Consider the following 16389-nt stretch of genomic DNA (forward strand, 5'->3'; position numbering starts at 1 on the left):
GCCAATCGTCAGCTCGCCTTGGCGGTGGCGGCGAGCTCCTGCCGCAGGGCGACGCTGACAGAATCGAACTCCTGCCGTAGCCGCGAGAGGTCGCCCTTCCGCGGCAGGTCGCCGTCGCGGGCGGCGAGCTGGATCTTCTCCGCCAGCTCGGCGACGCGCGCCGCGCCGATCGACAGCATGCTGCCTTTCAGCTTGTGCGCGCTCGCCATCACCTCTTTGGTCATGGCCTCCTTGAAGGCCGACTCCAGGCTGTCGAGCTGCCCCGGCACGTTCTTGAGGACGAGCTCGATCAGCTTCCGCGACCGCGGGACCTCGGGGTCGAGCACGGGCAGGGCCGCCGACGGCCTGTCGGCGTCGGGGAGCGGCGGGCCCGGCTCCGGCTCGTCCCGGTTCAGCACCACGTGCCGCCACAAGGTCTTCTGCAGCGACTGCGGTCGCACCGGCTTGGCCAGGTAGTCGTCCATCCCGGCGGCGAGCACCCGGTCCCGCTCGCCGACGAGGGCGTGCGCGGTCAGCGCGATGATCACCGTGTGGCGGCCGATCCCGCGCTCCCACTCGCGGATCTGCTGGGTGGCGGTATATCCGTCCATGACCGGCATCTGGCAGTCCATGAGGACGGCGACGTACTGCTTTTGCTTGACGCACTGGAGCGCCTCCAGGCCGTTGCTGGCGGTCTCCACGCGCAGGCCCAGCTGCTCCACCTGCTCCATCGCCACGTAACGGTTGATCTCGTTGTCGTCGACGACCAAGACGGGGAGCTTGCTCGCGATCCGGCCCGGCTCCACGCCGGGCTTGCTGACGGGCGCGGCCGCGGCGCCCGTCAGCGCGCTCTGCAGCGTGTTGTAGAGCTCGGACACGCGGAGCGGCTTGGGGAGCTGCGTGACGACGCTGGACTCCAGCCCGCTCAGCGCCACGCTCGAGCCCATGTGGTAGAGCGCCACGATCGGCAAACGGTGGAGCCCCGGCACCGACTGGACGGTCCGGACGAACTGCTCGAGGCCGAGATCGTCCATCTGGGCGCCGACGACGGCGGCGCTGAACGGCCGCTGCTCGAGCAGCCCGAGCTCCAGCCGGTTGATCGCGTCTCTCCCGGAGGCCGTGGCCTCGGCGTCGAAGCCCCAGGCCACGAGGTGCTCCACGACGACGTCGCGCCAGCTCTTGCTGATCTCCACCACGAGCGCGCGGCGCCCGCTCGCCCACTCGGCCGACCGGATCTGCTCGGCCCCGGCCGTGACCCCGACCTTGATCGTGAACCAGAACCGGCTGCCCTGCCCCGGCGTGCTGTCGACGCCGATCTCTCCGCCCATCGCCTCCGCCAGGTGCTTGCTGATCGCGAGGCCGAGGCCGGTGCCGCCGTGCTTGCGGACCAGCGAGCCGTCCACCTGCGTGAAGGCGGAGAAGAGCTTCTTCTGGTCGTCGGCCGCGATGCCGGGGCCCGTGTCCACGACGGCGAGCTTGAGCACCGCGGAGGCCTTGTCCTGCTGCGCCGTGGTCGCGTCGATCAGCACCTCGCCGCGCTCGGTGAACTTGATCGCGTTGCCGACCAGGTTCGTGAGCACCTGGCGGAACCGATCGGGGTCGCCCACGACGCCGGTGGGGACGCGGCGCTCCACGCGGTACACGAGCTCGAGGCCCTTCTCGTGCGCCTGGCTCGCCATCAGCTCCGCGACCTCCTGCACGACGAGGCGCAGATCGTAGGACACGTGCTGCGCCACGTACTTGCCGGCCTCGAGCTTCGAGAAGTCGAGGACGTCGTTGATGATCGCCATCAGCGTGTTCGCGGAGGCGTCGACGGTCTCCACGTAACGCCGCATCTTGCCGTCGAGCGCCTGGCTCTGCATGAGCCGGATGACCCCGAGGATCCCGTTCATCGGCGTCCGGATCTCGTGGCTCATGTTGGCGAGGAACTCGCTCTTCAGCCGCGACGCCTCGAGGGCCTGCTCGGTCTTGACGCGCAGCTCCTCGAAGGCCTGCTCGTTGGCCTCGACCATGCTGTTGAACGCGGCGCCGAGCAGCTCGAGCTCGTCGCCGCTCGAGATCTGCACGCGCTCCCAGCTCTTCCGCGCCGTGCCGGTCGACTCGGCGAGCGGCGCGTTCGCGCGGAGCCCGGTGGCGATGGCCCCCGCGGCCGAGCGCAGCGCGAGCAGCGGCTCCGTGATGTGGACCGCGACGCGCTTGACGAGGAAATAGCTCGCCGCGACGCAGCCGAGGATCAGCGCCACGATCAGGCCGAGCGTGGTCGCGAGCCGGCTCCTCGCGAGCTCGCGGGCGTGGGCCATCCGCTCGGCGACGCTCTTCGTGCTGATGCCGTAGATCACGGTCCCGGCCTGGGTCCCCTCGGAGACGACCGGGGCCGAGACCTCGAGGACGTCCACCCCGCCCATGGGGTTCGCCCGCCGCTTCAGCGACGGCCGGGGCTGGTGTTCCGTGCTGATGCCGAGCGCCTGCAGATCCTTCGCCGTGAGGGCCGGCGCGTCCTTCGCGGCGCTCGCGGGGCCGAGCCCGCTCGCCGCCCAGACCCGGCTCTCCGAGTCGACGAACAGGCCATACGCGATGTCGCTGTTCTCCGAGACCGTCTGGTGGATGAGCGCCTTGACGTCCCCGAACAGGTTGTCCGCCACCAGGCTGCGCAGCGCCAGCGACTGATTGAAGCCGAGCAGGCGCGCCTTCTCCTCGAGGCCGCCGAGGAGCTCCTGCTCGCGCGTGGCCTGGACCTCGCGATCCGTGGAGTAGATGAGGGCGCCGCTCGACAGGAGCGTGGCGCCGCCGAGGAGCAGGAGCGCGCCCAGGATCAGGCGCAGCAGCTTGTTACGGAGCGAGCCGTGGGAGTTCGGGGTGGGCATGACTCAGCGTGGACGCCGCGACGAGGCCGGCGGGGGCGCGGAGAGGGTCGTCACCGATGAGGTCGCGCCGCTCTTCGCGGCGCGCGCGGCCACCGCGCGCTCGACCGCGGGCGCCAGGGCGACGTGCAGCTTGGATTTCGAGACGATGCCGTCGGCGCCGACCTTCTCGCCGATCGCGCTCAGCTGCTCGACGTCGCAGCCGGAGACGAGGATGATCCCGAGGTTCGAGAGGTGCGCGTTCTCCCGGAGCAGCTTGGCCAGCTTGTCTCCGTTGATGGTCGGCATGTTGATGTCGAGCGCGACCACGGTGATGCCGTCCCGCTTGATGACCGACGTCGCGCCGATGGGGGTGGCCAGCTCGGAGACGACGTAGCCAGCCCTGACGAGGACGTTGCACATCGCCTCGCGGGCGATCTCGTCGTCGTCGATCACGAGCACCCGGATCACGAGCGCATCCTCCGGGGCAGCCGCAGGGCCGCGCGACGCTCCCGCCGCGGCGAGGCCGGCGAGGCGCAGCGATGACGACCTTGGAGGGCGCGAGCCGACCCGCAGCTTCGGGGACCTGTATGCATTTGAAAAGGCAACGGCATGGCGTCTCCAGTCCCCCTCCGAACTGCGGTTATCGACCGACGAGAAAGTCAACCTTTCCGAACTGGCTGGAATCGAGGCCGAAGCGCCGCGCGAGCCGCACGTCGACCAGGCGCTTCACGGAGATGGGCAGGCGGACGTCCGACGCTCGGAGCTTCCAGTCCGCGTCCCCGAGCTCGTAGAGGAGATCCGCCGCCTGCAGCGTAAGCGCCTGCGTGTCGGGGATGGCCGCGAACGTCCCGAACTCCGCGTGCTCGTTCACGAGGGAGCGCACCGCCACGACCACCGGCGCGCCGAGCCGATCCACGTACGGCAGCCAGACGTCGGTGAGGAACGTCGGGCTCAGCAGGCCATTGTCGTTCGGCAGCCAGATCGCGTCAACCTCGGCGCGCTGGAGCCTCACCAGCGCGGCGCGGAGGTCCTGGACGCGCGGCTTGTTCGAGAGCTCTTGCTTCACGAACGCCAGCTTCTCCACCTGCATCAGGGCTTCTTGCCGGGCGATGTGGCTGGCGAAGCCCTGGCGGTACACGACGCCGACCTGGCGGACGTCGAGGCCCAGCGTGCGCAGCCCCACCATGGCCGTGACCGCCGGCACCTCGTACGAGATCGCCACCGAGTTGGGGACGGTGCGCTGGAGCTCCTCGGCGAAGGACGACATCAGGATCAGCGCGACCGGCGGTGTCGGGGCGGCGCGCACCCAGCTGCGGTACAGGAGCACGGTCGAGTTGTTGACCAGCACCACCGCGCGCGGGCGATCCCTCGACACGATCCGCCCCACGGCCTCGGGGCCCGACTCCTCGACGCGCAGCGGGGAAATGGTGACACGGTATTCGTCGGAGAGCTCGACGCGGAGCGATTTCAGCATGTCCTCGAGCTGCGAGTCCGCGGGAGCGATGATGGAGATGACCGGCTTGCCGTCCGGAGGCGGCGCCTCGGACAGCGGGGCCGGATCTCTGGCGGCCTGCGGGGACGGGCCCGGCGAGCAGCTCAGGGGCAAGAGGAGCCCGAGCAGGGTGGAGGCTCGCCAGAGCGAGCGCGGACCGCGCGGACGCGTCGATTTCATCGCCATTCGTCCACCCCCAGATCCGCCAGCACGTGCTTCGGGAGCCTCCGGATCGCGCCCTCGATCGATTGACGCTCGCTCAGGAACGTGACCGCCACAAGCCCGACCTTGGCGGTCGAGAGACTCAGGATCGTGAAGCTCATCTTGCTCTTGGACTCGAAATCGGCGCGGAACCGCTCCGGCAGGAGCACCGCGTCGGCCGTTTGAAACTGGAGCAGCTGCAGCAGATCTTCGATCTTGGTGACGCGCTGGACCTCCGGCGCGTCGTTCACGCCGAGCAGACCGGCGACGAACCTCGGGAGCGACTTTCGCTCGACCAGGTCGACGATGCCGTACCGGAAGGAGGAGAGCATGTCCCTGGCCAGCAATTTCGTCGAGACCAGGAGGTATTGCTCTGCGTCGCTCCCCGCCCTCAGACCCTGGAGGTCGACGCCCCGGTTGAGCGACGTCAGGACCGGCCTGGGCGACAGCGCCGCGTTCGGCGGGCTGACCTCGAGCGCCGTCTTGAAATCGCTCAGCTTGCCGAACACCGTCACGTCGACGCCGGGCATCGCGTCCTCGATTTTCTGCTCGAGCGCCCGAGCGCGAAGCGGCGTGACGGCATAGACATAGAGCGTGGCCTCGGGGCCGGCCGTGAGCGGCGAACTGAGCAGCAGGAGACAGCTCCCGAGGAGCAGCGCCGCGGCGAGCAGCGCCGCCGGCGCCCGCGGGGGCTGGACGGCGCGGCGCGGTCGGAAGGCTCCGGCCAGCCGAGCGGCGAGCAGCTCGGCGATGCGGCGAAATGTCCCCGGCCGGACCGGCGCCGCCAGAGCGTCGTTTGGCCGCGCACAAGGCGGACTCAAGCGGTGCGCGATCCGCGCTGGGGACGCGAGCTGCCCCAAGGCCCGCTCGACCGCTGATCGCGATCCCCGTGTGGAACGCCTGCGACTCCTTTCCACCCGCTTCATCCCCTCCTGGTCATCGTAAGAGGACAGCGTAACCGACGATTAACCCTCCTTGTCAAGCGCCCGAGAGGAGGCGATCGTGTCAAGCGCCGAGAAGCGGCGAAGGCATGATCCGAACGAGCTTGGCGAACGGCGGGCCCTGGAGACGGGAACAACACACTCGCGGGCCGCGCCGCGCAAAACTAGCGCCACCGTGATCCCGGCCGGCGTCGCCGCTTACGCGCGGCACACCGGTGCGCGCGCGACGCGTGCTGCCGTCTCAGGACTGGATGTCGCGCGCCTGTCGCCCGCGCGCGCCGCCATCTCCTCACTTGCAGTTGTGGCGCGCCGCACCGCGTCTCAGGCCCTTCCTGCGGGTGGATTCTGGCGCTGGCGATCCGGAACGCCGCAGCACATCGTGCCTCGCCGACCTACATGTGGAGCGATGAGGCACGGAATGGCAGATGACTTCACCTTGCCACGCACCGGGCGTGCAAAGGGGGGACGCCCGCGCCCTCCGTCGCCGGGGCCCGGCGGTGGCCCGATTCGCCCCGGCGTGATTCACATGAAGGCGGGAAGATCATTGACCTTTTCTTCCCGCCTTCCCGCCTTCATGTTCGAATCCGGCCACCACCCGCGGCCTGGTGGGGCCTTGTTCAATGGCGGGATCGCCGCGCGGTGGAGCGCGGTCCGCCCGAGGCGCGGCGCTACCGGACCGGCTGCGCCGCGGGGGGCGCCTCCCCCTCCGCGCGCTCGCGGGCGCCGTGCTGCTCCTGGAAGTACTCCGAGAGCCGCCGATCGGCGTCGTCCCCGAAGAGGATCCGGCACGCCTCCCGGAGGCCGGGCGACCTCGCGAGCTCGCCCGCGCGGACGAGGAGCGAGATCTTCGTGCGCCGCCGCAGGAAGTCCTCGAGCTTCACGATCATCTCGTGCCGCGCCGCGTGCGCGATCTCGCACCGCACGTCCTCCGCCCCCTCGATCAGCGCCTCGGCCATCCTCGGGTCGCGCCGGATCTCCTCGAGCAGCTCGCGCGCCGCTGCGCCGTACCGGCGCCACAGCCGCGCGCTGAGCTGCTCCGCGGCGCGCGGCGGCGTCAGCGCATCGAGATCGAGGCGGCGCGCCGTTTGGAAGAACTCGTGACGAACCTCCTCGGCCGGCTCGCCGTACCAGCGCAGCGCCGGGCGGGGCAGCGCGACGCCGAGCTCCTCCACGGCGGCGCAGATCTCCTCGCCCACGTTGATGCAGTCGGTGAGCTTGCCGCCGAAGATGCTCACGTGGGCCTGCGCGCGGTCGACCTCGATGGCGTGCTTGCGCGAGAGCTGCAGCCAGTCCTCGCCGCCGCCGCCGTTCGCGACCGCGAGCGGGCGCACCCCGCAGCGCTCGGCGATGACGTCCGCCTCGGTGAGCGGCCGCGGCAGGTTGAGGCGCTTGTTGATGTTCGACAGCACGAAGCGCCGATCCTCGGGCGTCACCACGGCGTGAGGGCTCTCGACGCGGGTGTCGGTCGTGCCGATGCACGTCCTCGGGCCCATCGGGATCACGAAGAACAGCCGGCCGTCGTCGGCGAAGAACGTCAGCACCCGGCGGCTCGGGGTGAGCCGCTCCACGATGAGGTGGATGCCCTTCGAGAAGATGTGCCTGTGGCTCGTCCGCTGACCGGTGAGCGCGTTGTGCGCGTCCACGAACGGCCCGCAGGCGTTCACGAGCACGCGCGAGCGGATGGCGAGCTCCCGCCCCGTCACGACGTCGCGGGCGCGCGTGAGCCACGCGTCCCCCTCGCGCCGCGCGCCGAGCGACTCGACGTAGTTGGCCGCCCGCGCGCCGTGATCGAGCGCGGCGCGGACGAAGCCCCAGACGAACCGCGCGTCGTTGTCGACGAGGTACGCGTCGGAGTACTCGAATCCTCCGTCGCAGCCGTCCAGGTTGATGATGGGCTCTTCCCGCGCCATGACCCGGCGGGAGAGCAGGCGGGGGATCTTCGTGAAGAAGCTGCCGATGATCCAGTAGAGCCAGGTGCCGAGGAAGAGCTTGAAGAGGCCGTGGCGGAACCTTCGCTCATGCGCGGTATAGAACCGGATCTCCTGCACCGACGACGGATAGCTCCTGAGCAGGAGGTTCCTCGACTTGCAGAGCTTCCGCACGAGCGGAAACTCGAAGCTCTCCATGTACTTGATGCCGCCCCAGGCGAGGTTCGACGACTCCTGGCTCGTGAATCCGGCGAAGTCGCCGCGGTCGATCAGCGCGACCTTGGCCCCCTTCGCGGCGAGGGCCGCGGCGGCGACGGCGCCGTTGATCCCGGCGCCGAGGACGAGGACGTCGAAGGTCCCGCGGCTCAAGCTGTCGATGTTCGTGGCCCGCAGCATCGATGGCGACCCGGCGTGAGGCGCGGCTCTCGCGCCACCGGAGCTCTATCACGTCTCCGTGGCTCCGGGGGCGGCGGGCGGGCCGAAAAGCGCCGCTCCGGCGGCGTGACGCGCGCGCCGCGCGCGGCGCGACGCCGCGTGGGCGCGCGCCGCGCCGCCGCTCCGCCCCGCCTCAGCCCATCAGCCCATCGGCCCACAGGCCGTCGTCGCAGCGGAGCGCGTCGGGCGACGGCGCCGGGAGGGCGCGGCGCGGGCCGCTCTTCGGACCGCCGGCGTGGCCGGTGTGCAGGTGCTGCCACCGCGCCATCGTGGTGTAGACGCCGTCCCGGCGCAGGAGCTCCGCGTGCGCGCCGCGCTCGACGATGCGGCCGCGCTCCAGCACGAAGATCTGATCGCAGTCGACGACCGTGCTGAGGCGGTGGCTCATCAGGATGATCGTCCGGTGGCCCTTCAGCGCGCGGAGCGCCTCGCCGATGGTCCGCTCGTGCTCGGCGTCGAGCCCGTCGGTCGGCTCGTCGATCACGAGGATGGGCGCGTCCGTCAGCAGCGCGCGCGCGATGGCGATGCGCTGCCGCTGCCCGGCCGACAGGTTGAGCCCGCCGTCGGCGATCTGCGTCCCGTAGCCGTCCGGCAGCGCCTCGATGAAGCCCGCCGCGCCCGCCATCTCGGCCGCCCTCCGGATCTCGCCGTCGGTCGCGAAGGGGCGGCCGTAGGCGATGTTCTCCGCGATCGTGGCCGGCAGGAGGATGCTGTCCTGGAGGACGAGCGCGATGTGCCGGCGCAGGTCGGCCACGCGGATCGCGCGCGTGTCGATGCCGTCGAGCCTCAGCGCGCCGCGCGTCGGGTTGTGGAAGCGCGGCAGCAGGCTGAGCAGCGTGGTCTTGCCGGAGCCGACCGATCCCACGAACGCGACCATCTGCCCCGGCCGGATCGTCGCGTCGACCCCGCGCAGCACCGGGTGGCCCGTGCGGTACTCGAACCCGACCCCGTCGAGCGAGAGCACGCGCGGCTCGGTCGGCAGCGTCGCCGCGTCGTGCGCGTCGACCACCGCCTGATCGCGGTCCAGCACCTCGAAGACGCGCTGGGCGCCCGCGACGCCGCCCTGCACCGCGGCGCCGGCGCCGGTCAGCTTGCAGAGCGGATCGTAGAGCATGCCGAGGTAGCCGAGGAACGCCGTGAGCGCGCCCAGCGTCATGGCGGAGTCGCCCGCGCCGCTGCGCGCCTCGACGACGAGGTAGCCGCCGTAGCCGAGCACCAGCGCGCCGCCGAGCCCGAGGATCGAGCCCACGGTGAGCATGTGGCCGAGCTCGTCGTGGTGCAGCCTGAGCCACGCCTTCACGCTGTTGCGCAGCGTCGCGTGGAAGCGCGCCTCCTCGTCCGCCTCGCGGCCGAACGCCTGGACGAGGCCGATCGAGGCCATCGAGCGCTGCACGGACGTCGTGAGCTCGCTCTCGACCTCCTTCGCCTCGGTGCACCGCTTGTGCAGCGCGCGCCCGAACCGCTGGTTCGTGAGCAGGAGCGGCGGCACGACCGCGAGCGCGAGCAGCGTGAGCGGCAGGCTGCGCGAGGCCATGATGCAGATCATCACCGCGAGCGTCAGCGCGCTCCCCATCACCGCGACGGCCACGTTGAGGATCCCGTGGAACCCGGCGGCGTCCTGGTTGAGCCGGTAGAGGGCGTCCCCTTGCGGCTGCGCCCGGTGATAGCCGATGTGGAGCGCCTGGAGCTTCCTGTACACGTCGCAGCGCACGCGCGTGAGCCCGCCGTAGCCGATGCGGAAGTTGAGCAGGGCGCGGCCCATGCCCACGAACTCCTGCGCCACGCGGAGGACGAGCGTCATCGCCGCGAGCCCGAGGACGCGGCCGAGCAGGCTGTCCGGGAGCGGGGCGAGCAGGAGGCGGTGGACGAGGTCCTCGTTGCGCGGCCCGCTCGAGATGAGATCCACGATCACGGCGACGGGCCACACCTGGAGGAGGCTGATCGCGATGGAGACGCAGACCAGGAGGGAGAGCGCGCCGATGCGCGCCCACTCCGCCGTGAAATAGGCGCCCACGCGGAGGAAGAACCGGAGCCGAGCCCCGCCGGCCGCCGCGCGGCTCGGCGCGGCGCGCCGCTCGGCGGCCATCGACGGCGAGCGCCTCGACGGCCCGATCCTGCCCCCGCGCCGCGGCGAAGGGTGATAGTCCTTGCGGTGAGCTTGTGCGCTCATGGTTCGCTGAGCTCTCTCCTGTCTACGGCTGAGGTGGCCGCCGGCGGCCCGCGCGTCGGGCCCCGCCTGACGGTCCATCGGTTCCGACCGGTAGCGAGGTATCGGCGCAGATGTAACAGCCCCTCGCGGCCGCGCTCACTGCAATGTGCAGGAGAGGAGCAGAGCTCCTGCTGATTTGCTGCGCGGTTGTCCGGGACTCCAGGGCTCGCCGCGGCGGCGCGGTCACGGCACAGGCCGGCGGCGCGGCCGTCGCGCCGCGCTCACCTGCGCGTCTGTTGTCCCGTCAGGGCGAGGCGGCCGCCGAGCGCGCGCGCGAGCGTAAGATCGAGCTCGCCCGAGCTCGCCCGGGGCGGGCCGCCGCGCCGGGCGGCGGTGTCCGGCGGATCCATCGCGGCGCGGGCGGGGGGCTGGACAAGGACTCCATGGCTGAGGAGGGAGACGATCATCGCCTGGAGGGCGGCGCGCTGCGCCCCCGCGATCGGCGAGGGCGAGCAGAACACGGACGCCACCTTGCCGGCGAGATCGCCCGAGAGCTGCCTCGCTCCGTCGAGGAAGCGGCGGAGCTCGGCGCTCATCGTGCCGTAGCGCGCAGGCGAGCCGAGGGCGATGCCGTCGGCCCAGAGGAGGTCGTCGCGGCGCGCCACCGGGACGCAGGCGAGGTGTTCCCGCAGGGCACGGATCCGCTCACTCGTCCTCCAGCGCTCCTGCGGCGCCGCGAGATCGGCGATCTGCCGGAGCCGCACGGTCGCTCCGGCCTGTTCGGCGCCCTCGGCGACCGCGGCGGCGAGCGCGGCCGTATCGCCATAAAGGGAATAGAAGATCACGGCCACGTTCATGGGGCCGCAAGGATGCAGCGCCCGTACCGCGGTCTCGCGCCGTCGCGCGCCGCGCCGCTCCTGACGAGCTCGCTGCGCGCAGGGGCCTGAGCGGTTCGTCGCGGGCGATCCTTCCGCGCGCCGTGCGCCGCGGGGCGATTCAAATTGCGCGCTGTGGGGGAAAGCTTTATGGGGCCTCCATGGTCGCGAACGGACCGCGCTCGGGCGATAAGGATGATGCCCTGCGCGCTCCTGGGCGCGGCGCCGCGGAGGGCGGCCCCGCGCGATCGCGGGCGATCCTCGTCATCGAGGACGACCAGGGCGTCAGCGACGCGCTCGTGGGTGTCCTGTCGGACGAGGGCTACCAGGTGATGACGGCCAGGAACGGCGCCGAGGCGCTGGCCAGGCTCCGCGACGCGCCGGCGCCGGCGCTCATCGTCCTCGATCTGATGATGCCGATGATGGACGGGTATGCCTTCCGCGCGGAGCAGCTGCGCATTCCGGCGATCGCCGACGTCCCGGTGGTCGTGCTCACGGCGGGGGCGGCGCCGCGCGCGGCCGAGCTCGGGCCCGTCGACATCCTGAAGAAGCCCGTGAACCTCGCCGCGCTGCTCGACGCGGTGAGGCGGTACATCTGACGCCGGAGCGAGCTCAGCGCTTGAGCGCGCCCGCGAAGCTGGTGGTGGCCGTCGTCGCGGTGTTCACGATGTCGAGCGTCAGCGTGGCACCGAAGTAAAAACGAGGAGCGTATCGGCGCACGGGCGACACGGACTCTCCGGCCGGCAGGATCATGTCCTCCGCGTGGCCCGCGGGGAGGTACTCCTGCTGGACGAAGGCCACGCCGGCGTTGAAGCTGAGGCCCGCCACGGGCTCGATCACCCCGCCGAGGAAGATGCGATCGAAGGGCTCGCCGAGGTCGAGGTCCACGCCGGCCTGCACCCCGAGCAGGTCGCCCAGCGTCGTCGAAAGCCGCATGTCCTGGAACGATGAGATGACGCCGCGGCGCCGGCCCCCGGGAAAGACGTTGAGCACGATCGATGGATTGACGCTCCAGTCCTCCTGGACCGAGAGACGTCGCTCGCCGCCGGCGCCGGGGACCGTGGTCTGGACGACGCGCCGCGACCCGTCGATCACGAGCGGGAAGAGGGCGCCGAACTCGAGGTAGTACTGCCCGTGATCGATGGGCACGGCGTACGATTCGTCGATCGCGCTCTCGGGTCCGTCGCCCGCGAGCTCGTAGCGGATCTTCAGCGACGTGATCGACGTGTCCTCGGGGGCCTCCCCGGTCTGCTCCGCGAGGAGCTCGAGCTTCGGGGGAGCCCGGTCGCCCTTCGCCCGGTCGTCGAAGCGGCGGTCCGGCGAGCGGATGAAGCTCACCGAGAGCTTGAGCTCGTCCTTGAGCGCAGCCTCGCCGAACACGCGCACGAGCAGCTTGTCTCCAGGGGATAGAGAGCCGACGAGCGAGTAGACGTCAGGCGTCAGACCCTTACAGAGCGGCTCGCCCGATCTGGCGTCGATGCAGAAGGCGCCAGGGGCCTTGCATGAGCTCGTGCAGATCTGCTGGATCTCCTGGCGCTCCGCCTGCAAAGCGCCGGCGGCGGCGACCAGCGCGCCCACGGCGCGCAGCGATTCATAGGCCTTCAACGCCTTCGTCGCGTCGTTCAGGTTCGGATCGCTGGCTTGCTTCGTCAGCGAATCGACGATCGCTGCGACGTCGATCTCGTCGAGCCGATCGTGAACCTCCTCGGCGCGGCCCGCGATGGCGGGGATGTCCTCGCTCAGCTCCTCCGCGAGCCGTTTGCCCGCCGCCACGGCAGACGTGAGGTCGTTCTGGGCCTTGGCGGCCTCGCTGAGCAGCTGGTTGATGCAAGCGCTCGCCTTGGCAGGATCGCTGCAGTCCTGTATCGGAGCCGCGAGGCCGCTGGGGGGGACAGCCGGGGGCCTCGAGAGCTCCTGGTCTGCCTTGTTCCTCGCGTTGACGTAATCGCAGTGATCGTCGATGGCTTTGACCGCTGCCGCCCTCTTCTCGGCGTCCGTACCTGTAGCGTTGGACGCGGTCTGGCGGCTCGCGAGGAACGCGTCGCTCTTGGTCTTTGCGTCATTCACCGCGGCTGCCACGCTGGCGCTGGGGGCGGCGGGGGCGCGTCTCTCGAGAGCGTCTATCTCGTTTTTGACCTCCGTCTTGAGGTTGAGCAATACGCCGCTCAGCTTCCCGACGCACGTCTTGTCATCGTCGCCGTTGCATATTTGCTTGACGTCCCTGCATGTGCCGTTTGCACGGACGGTGCTCGTCGTGAGGAGGATCGCGCAGATGGCCGCCGCGATGCGCGCGATCCGCACCCACGGCGCATCATGATTTGACTTGAGGAGCGTGCGCTCCCGCCTCTCATTCACGGTTCATCCCCTCCTGTGCCGCTGCCGCCCGCGCCGCCCGCGCCGCCCGCGCCGCCCGCGCCGCCCGCGCCGCCGCCGCCCGTGCCGCCCGTGCCGCCCGCGCCGCCGTCCCCGCCCGCGCCGCCTGTGCCGCCGGTGCCGCCGTCCCCGCCCGCGCCGCCTGTGCCGCCGTCCCCGCCCGTACCCCCCGCGCCTCCCCCGCCGTCACCGGAGGGGTTCTGCCGCACGTTCGTGACCGGCAGGAGCCGGCTCGCGAGCAGCGGCCCCGAGCAGGCCGGGGCGCCGTCGCCGCGGCCGGGCCCGAGGAGATCGACGTACAGCTCGCACTCGACATCGTCCGGTAGCACGAGGAAGAACAGCGGCTCCCCGGGCGGGGGCGCGGGGATGCACGATGGCTGTCGCGCGGCTCTGCCGGGCGCGCCCGTCGACAGATCGAGCTTGCCCGCGATCGTCTTCAGGCGCAGGTAGGCGCCCCCTCGTTGCTGGACGAGCACGCTGGTCCCCAGCGCCGGCGAGCCCGGCTGCTTCGCGGCCGGCGCGACGATGAGATACCTCTCCACCTCCGGGTCCTCGGGGCACCCTGACGAAGAGAGCGCGGCGAGCATGATGAGCCCGATCGGCCACCTGTGTTGGTCCGTCATGATTGTTCGTCTCCTGGCGATTCGCCCGCGTGAGAGCGCGAGAATGCCCTGCTCCCGCTCATCGCCCGAAGAGCGGAGCCGCCTCGCGCCCGCGCGGCGCCGCGAGGACGGCATCCTGGGCGTACCCGGCGCGGTTCATGGCGCGCGTCGCGCTCTCGACGATCCGCGCGAGCGAGGCCGTCAGCCCGCCGGGCTGCTCGAGCTCCCGGACGAGGTGATAGGTGAGCGCCCCGTGGACCCGGCCGCCCAGAGGGCCTTCGTACGCGCGCTGCCCCTCGGTGCAGGCGCCGATGAAGACGACGGGGAGCTCGCTCATCGCCCTGCGCATCCGGCGCTCCGCGCGCCTCCGATCGTTCCCCCGCGCGCTCCGGGGCTCGGGGGCCGCGGCGGCGCTCCAGCCGCGAGCGGTCCTGTTCTCGGCCGCCGGCTGTCCTCCCCGCGCCGACGCCGGGGGCATTCCGCCAGCGTGGCAGGAGTCGCAGGTCCACACGACGTGCGCGCCCCTGGGCAGGGTGGAGAACAGCGCGGTGAGCTCGTCGTCGCGGATCGACGTGGCGTTCGTCCTGTCGAAGCCGAGCGCGCAGAGCACCTCGTCGAGCCGATCGAGCTCTCCGGCGTCCTCCGACGCGTCGAGCTGGTCGCCGTGGCCGCTGAAGTGGAAGAGGAGCTGATCCTGCGGCTCGGCTTCGCGCACGAGCCACTGGAGCCCCTCCAGGATGTCCGACTTGGTACCTGCCATCTGCACGGCGGAGACGATCTCCGTGTCGACGCTGAAACCACACCGGTCTCTGAGGAACTCGCCCATCAACGCGACGTCGTTCACCGGACCGGCGAGCGGATTGCCTGCGTAGTCGTTGATGCCAACGAGCAAGGCGCGCTTCTTCATTCGGTGCTCCATTCTATCGAGCCGCATGAAACCAATGAGAGGCCGACAGCGTAATATCGCGCCCTACCTTGGCGCCTGTCCAGAGAAAAGCGCGAGCGAGGTCGAGCGGCACGCGCGCGCCGCAGCCCCCGGGAGCGCGGTGTCCCCGGGGCCGCGCGGGCGGCGCCGCCGGCCGCACGAGAACGCGCGGGTCCTCCGCCGTTCGCGTGGTAAAGTCGGTCCCCGCAACATGCCGTACGAACGCCCTCTCTTCCTTTTCGTGAGCCCTTTGCTCGTCGCCGCCGCCGCCGCCGGATGCGCGGCCGATCGCCCGTCTCAGCCCGAGGGGTGGGACAGCGCGGTGGCGCTGCGGCCGGCGCTCGATCGCGACGCCAGGCCGGATGTCGTCGAGGTCGATCTGACCGCGCGCGTCGAGGAGGTCGAGATCGTGCCCGGCAAGCGGACGCCCACCTGGACGTATGACGGCGGACTGCCAGGCCCGCTGATCCGCGCCAGGGTGGGTGATCGCGTGATCGTGAATTTCCGCAACGAGCTCCCGGCGCCCACGACGATTCACTGGCACGGCATACGCTTGCTGGCGGCGATGGACGGCGCGCCCGGGCACAGCCAGCCCGAGACGCCGCCGGGCGGCGGCTTCACCTACGACTTCGTCGTCCCCGACGCGGGGCTCTACTGGTACCACCCGCACGTCGACTCCGCCGTCCAGGCGGGCAATGGCCTCTACGGCCCGCTGCTCGTCGAGGACCCGAGCGAGCCTGCGGGGCTCGGCGACGCGCTCGTCCTCGTGCTCAGCGACATCAGCCTGCGCGACGACGGCACGCTCGAGGACCCGCAAGTGGGCGGCAACCTCGGCACGCTGTTCGGGCGCGAGGGTGACCTGCTCCTCGTGAACGGGCGGGTGAACCCGGTGATCGAGGCGCGCGCCGGGCTCAGGCAGCGGTGGCGCATCGTCAATGCGGCCAAGTCCCGTTATTACCAGCTCATGATCGCGGATCACCGGTTCACCCGGATCGGCGGCGACGGCGGGCTCCTCGAGCGCCCCGTCACGACGGACAGGATCCTGCTCACCCCGGGCGAGCGCGCCGACGTCCTGATCGTGCCGCGCGGCGCGCCGGGCTCGACGCTCCCGGTGCGCTGGGTGCCTTACGACCGCGGCTATGGCGCCACGTTCGGGAGGCCGGAGGTCGAGGCGTTCCGCCTCCGCCTCGCGGACGAGCCCGCGGCCGAGGACGCGCCGCTCCCCGAGGTGGGGAGGGACATCCCGGCGCTCGACACGGCGGCGGCGACGCGCGTCGATCTGAAGCTCACGCAGCAGGAGAGCCCGGGCGGCGTGGAGATGGGCATCAACGGCGTGCCCTCCTGGAAGGCGGAGCCGCTCGTGGCAGCGGTGGGCGAGACCTCGGTGTGGACCGTGGAGAACACGATGGATTTCGACCACCCGTTCCACCTGCACGGCTTCTTCTTCCAGGTGCTCGGCGCGGACGGGAAGCCGGTGCGGCCGATGGAGTGGAAGGACACGGTGAACGTGCCTGTCGACGGGGCGGCGCGCTTCGCGGTCCGCTACGACAACCGGCCGGGAATGTGGATGTTCCATTGCCATATCCTCGACCACGCCGAGGCCGGCATGATGGGGATGCTGCACGTCATCCAGTGACGGCGCCGGG

12 protein-coding genes are annotated in these 16389 nt (G+C 71.2%); 2 read left to right on the plus strand and 10 right to left on the minus strand.

What is annotated here, in order from left to right; translation table 11 throughout:
* Positions 1 to 8: 8 nt before the first annotated feature.
* From WMF33_RS08540 to WMF33_RS08570, 7 genes are all read right to left on the minus strand, one after another.
* Complete coding sequence (locus WMF33_RS08540; RefSeq protein ID WP_437336679.1) at positions 9 to 2843, minus strand: ATP-binding protein; 2835 nt, start codon at positions 2841 to 2843, stop codon at positions 9 to 11.
* Positions 2844 to 2846: 3 nt separating this feature from the next.
* Positions 2847 to 3290 (minus strand): response regulator, encoded by a 444-nt coding sequence (locus tag WMF33_RS08545; RefSeq protein WP_020733683.1) that lies wholly within the window; start codon positions 3288 to 3290, stop codon positions 2847 to 2849.
* 172 nt (positions 3291 to 3462) lie between these two features.
* The gene (locus WMF33_RS08550; RefSeq protein WP_437336680.1) at positions 3463 to 4494 is read right to left on the minus strand and encodes a hypothetical protein; all 1032 of its coding nucleotides are present in this window, start codon (positions 4492 to 4494) and stop codon (positions 3463 to 3465) included.
* Positions 4491 to 5336 carry a hypothetical protein gene (locus tag WMF33_RS08555; protein ID WP_437336681.1) on the minus strand — a complete coding sequence of 282 codons (846 nt, stop codon included), beginning with the start codon at positions 5334 to 5336 and terminating at the stop codon, positions 4491 to 4493. Before WMF33_RS08555 ends, WMF33_RS08550 begins: the two co-directional genes overlap by 4 nt.
* A 788-nt stretch (positions 5337 to 6124) precedes the next feature.
* On the minus strand, positions 6125 to 7780 hold the full coding sequence (locus tag WMF33_RS08560) for a glycerol-3-phosphate dehydrogenase/oxidase (RefSeq protein ID WP_437336682.1): 1656 nt from the start codon (positions 7778 to 7780) through the stop codon (positions 6125 to 6127).
* 172 nt (positions 7781 to 7952) lie between these two features.
* Positions 7953 to 9989, minus strand: a complete 2037-nt coding sequence (locus WMF33_RS08565; protein WP_437336683.1) for an ABC transporter ATP-binding protein — start codon at positions 9987 to 9989, stop codon at positions 7953 to 7955.
* A gap of 260 nt (positions 9990 to 10249) precedes the next feature.
* The gene (locus WMF33_RS08570) at positions 10250 to 10825 is read right to left on the minus strand and encodes an NAD(P)H-dependent oxidoreductase (protein ID WP_437336684.1); all 576 of its coding nucleotides are present in this window, start codon (positions 10823 to 10825) and stop codon (positions 10250 to 10252) included.
* A gap of 179 nt (positions 10826 to 11004) precedes the next feature.
* Here WMF33_RS08570 and WMF33_RS08575 point away from each other — a divergent pair, with 179 nt between their 5' ends.
* Positions 11005 to 11442 (plus strand): response regulator, encoded by a 438-nt coding sequence (locus WMF33_RS08575; RefSeq protein ID WP_437336685.1) that lies wholly within the window; start codon positions 11005 to 11007, stop codon positions 11440 to 11442.
* A 13-nt stretch (positions 11443 to 11455) separates the two neighbouring features.
* Here the strand turns inward: WMF33_RS08575 and WMF33_RS08580 are convergent, their stop codons facing one another.
* The 3 genes from WMF33_RS08580 to WMF33_RS08590 are packed head-to-tail and all read right to left on the minus strand — an operon-like array spanning position 11456 to position 14725.
* Positions 11456 to 13198: a hypothetical protein gene (locus tag WMF33_RS08580; RefSeq protein ID WP_437336686.1), complete on the minus strand. Its 1743-nt coding sequence runs from the start codon at positions 13196 to 13198 to the stop codon at positions 11456 to 11458.
* On the minus strand, positions 13195 to 13839 hold the full coding sequence (locus WMF33_RS08585) for a hypothetical protein (RefSeq protein ID WP_437336687.1): 645 nt from the start codon (positions 13837 to 13839) through the stop codon (positions 13195 to 13197). Before WMF33_RS08585 ends, WMF33_RS08580 begins: the two co-directional genes overlap by 4 nt.
* A gap of 58 nt (positions 13840 to 13897) precedes the next feature.
* Positions 13898 to 14725, minus strand: a complete 828-nt coding sequence (locus tag WMF33_RS08590) for a caspase family protein (protein WP_437336688.1) — start codon at positions 14723 to 14725, stop codon at positions 13898 to 13900.
* Positions 14726 to 14984: 259 nt separating this feature from the next.
* Here WMF33_RS08590 and WMF33_RS08595 point away from each other — a divergent pair, with 259 nt between their 5' ends.
* Positions 14985 to 16379 (plus strand): multicopper oxidase family protein, encoded by a 1395-nt coding sequence (locus WMF33_RS08595; protein ID WP_437336689.1) that lies wholly within the window; start codon positions 14985 to 14987, stop codon positions 16377 to 16379.
* The last annotated feature ends 10 nt before the right edge of the window (positions 16380 to 16389 follow it).

The sequence above is a fragment of the Sorangium sp. So ce394 genome (assembly GCF_051474665.1).
Lineage (GTDB): Bacteria > Myxococcota_A > Polyangia > Polyangiales > Polyangiaceae > Sorangium > Sorangium cellulosum_D.

Excerpts from the sequence above, each read along its gene's own strand:
- WMF33_RS08570 (WP_437336684.1), bottom strand. The coding sequence starts at position 10,825 with ATGAACGTGGCCGTGATCTTCTATTCCCTTTATGGCGATACGGCCGCG.
- WMF33_RS08585 (WP_437336687.1), bottom strand. The coding sequence starts at position 13,839 with ATGACGGACCAACACAGGTGGCCGATCGGGCTCATCATGCTCGCCGCG.
- WMF33_RS08575 (WP_437336685.1), top strand. The coding sequence starts at position 11,005 with ATGGTCGCGAACGGACCGCGCTCGGGCGATAAGGATGATGCCCTGCGC.
- WMF33_RS08550 (WP_437336680.1), bottom strand. The coding sequence starts at position 4,494 with ATGAAATCGACGCGTCCGCGCGGTCCGCGCTCGCTCTGGCGAGCCTCC.
- WMF33_RS08560 (WP_437336682.1), bottom strand. The coding sequence starts at position 7,780 with ATGCTGCGGGCCACGAACATCGACAGCTTGAGCCGCGGGACCTTCGAC.
- WMF33_RS08590 (WP_437336688.1), bottom strand. The coding sequence starts at position 14,725 with ATGAAGAAGCGCGCCTTGCTCGTTGGCATCAACGACTACGCAGGCAAT.
- WMF33_RS08540 (WP_437336679.1), bottom strand. The coding sequence starts at position 2,843 with ATGCCCACCCCGAACTCCCACGGCTCGCTCCGTAACAAGCTGCTGCGC.
- WMF33_RS08565 (WP_437336683.1), bottom strand. The coding sequence starts at position 9,989 with ATGAGCGCACAAGCTCACCGCAAGGACTATCACCCTTCGCCGCGGCGC.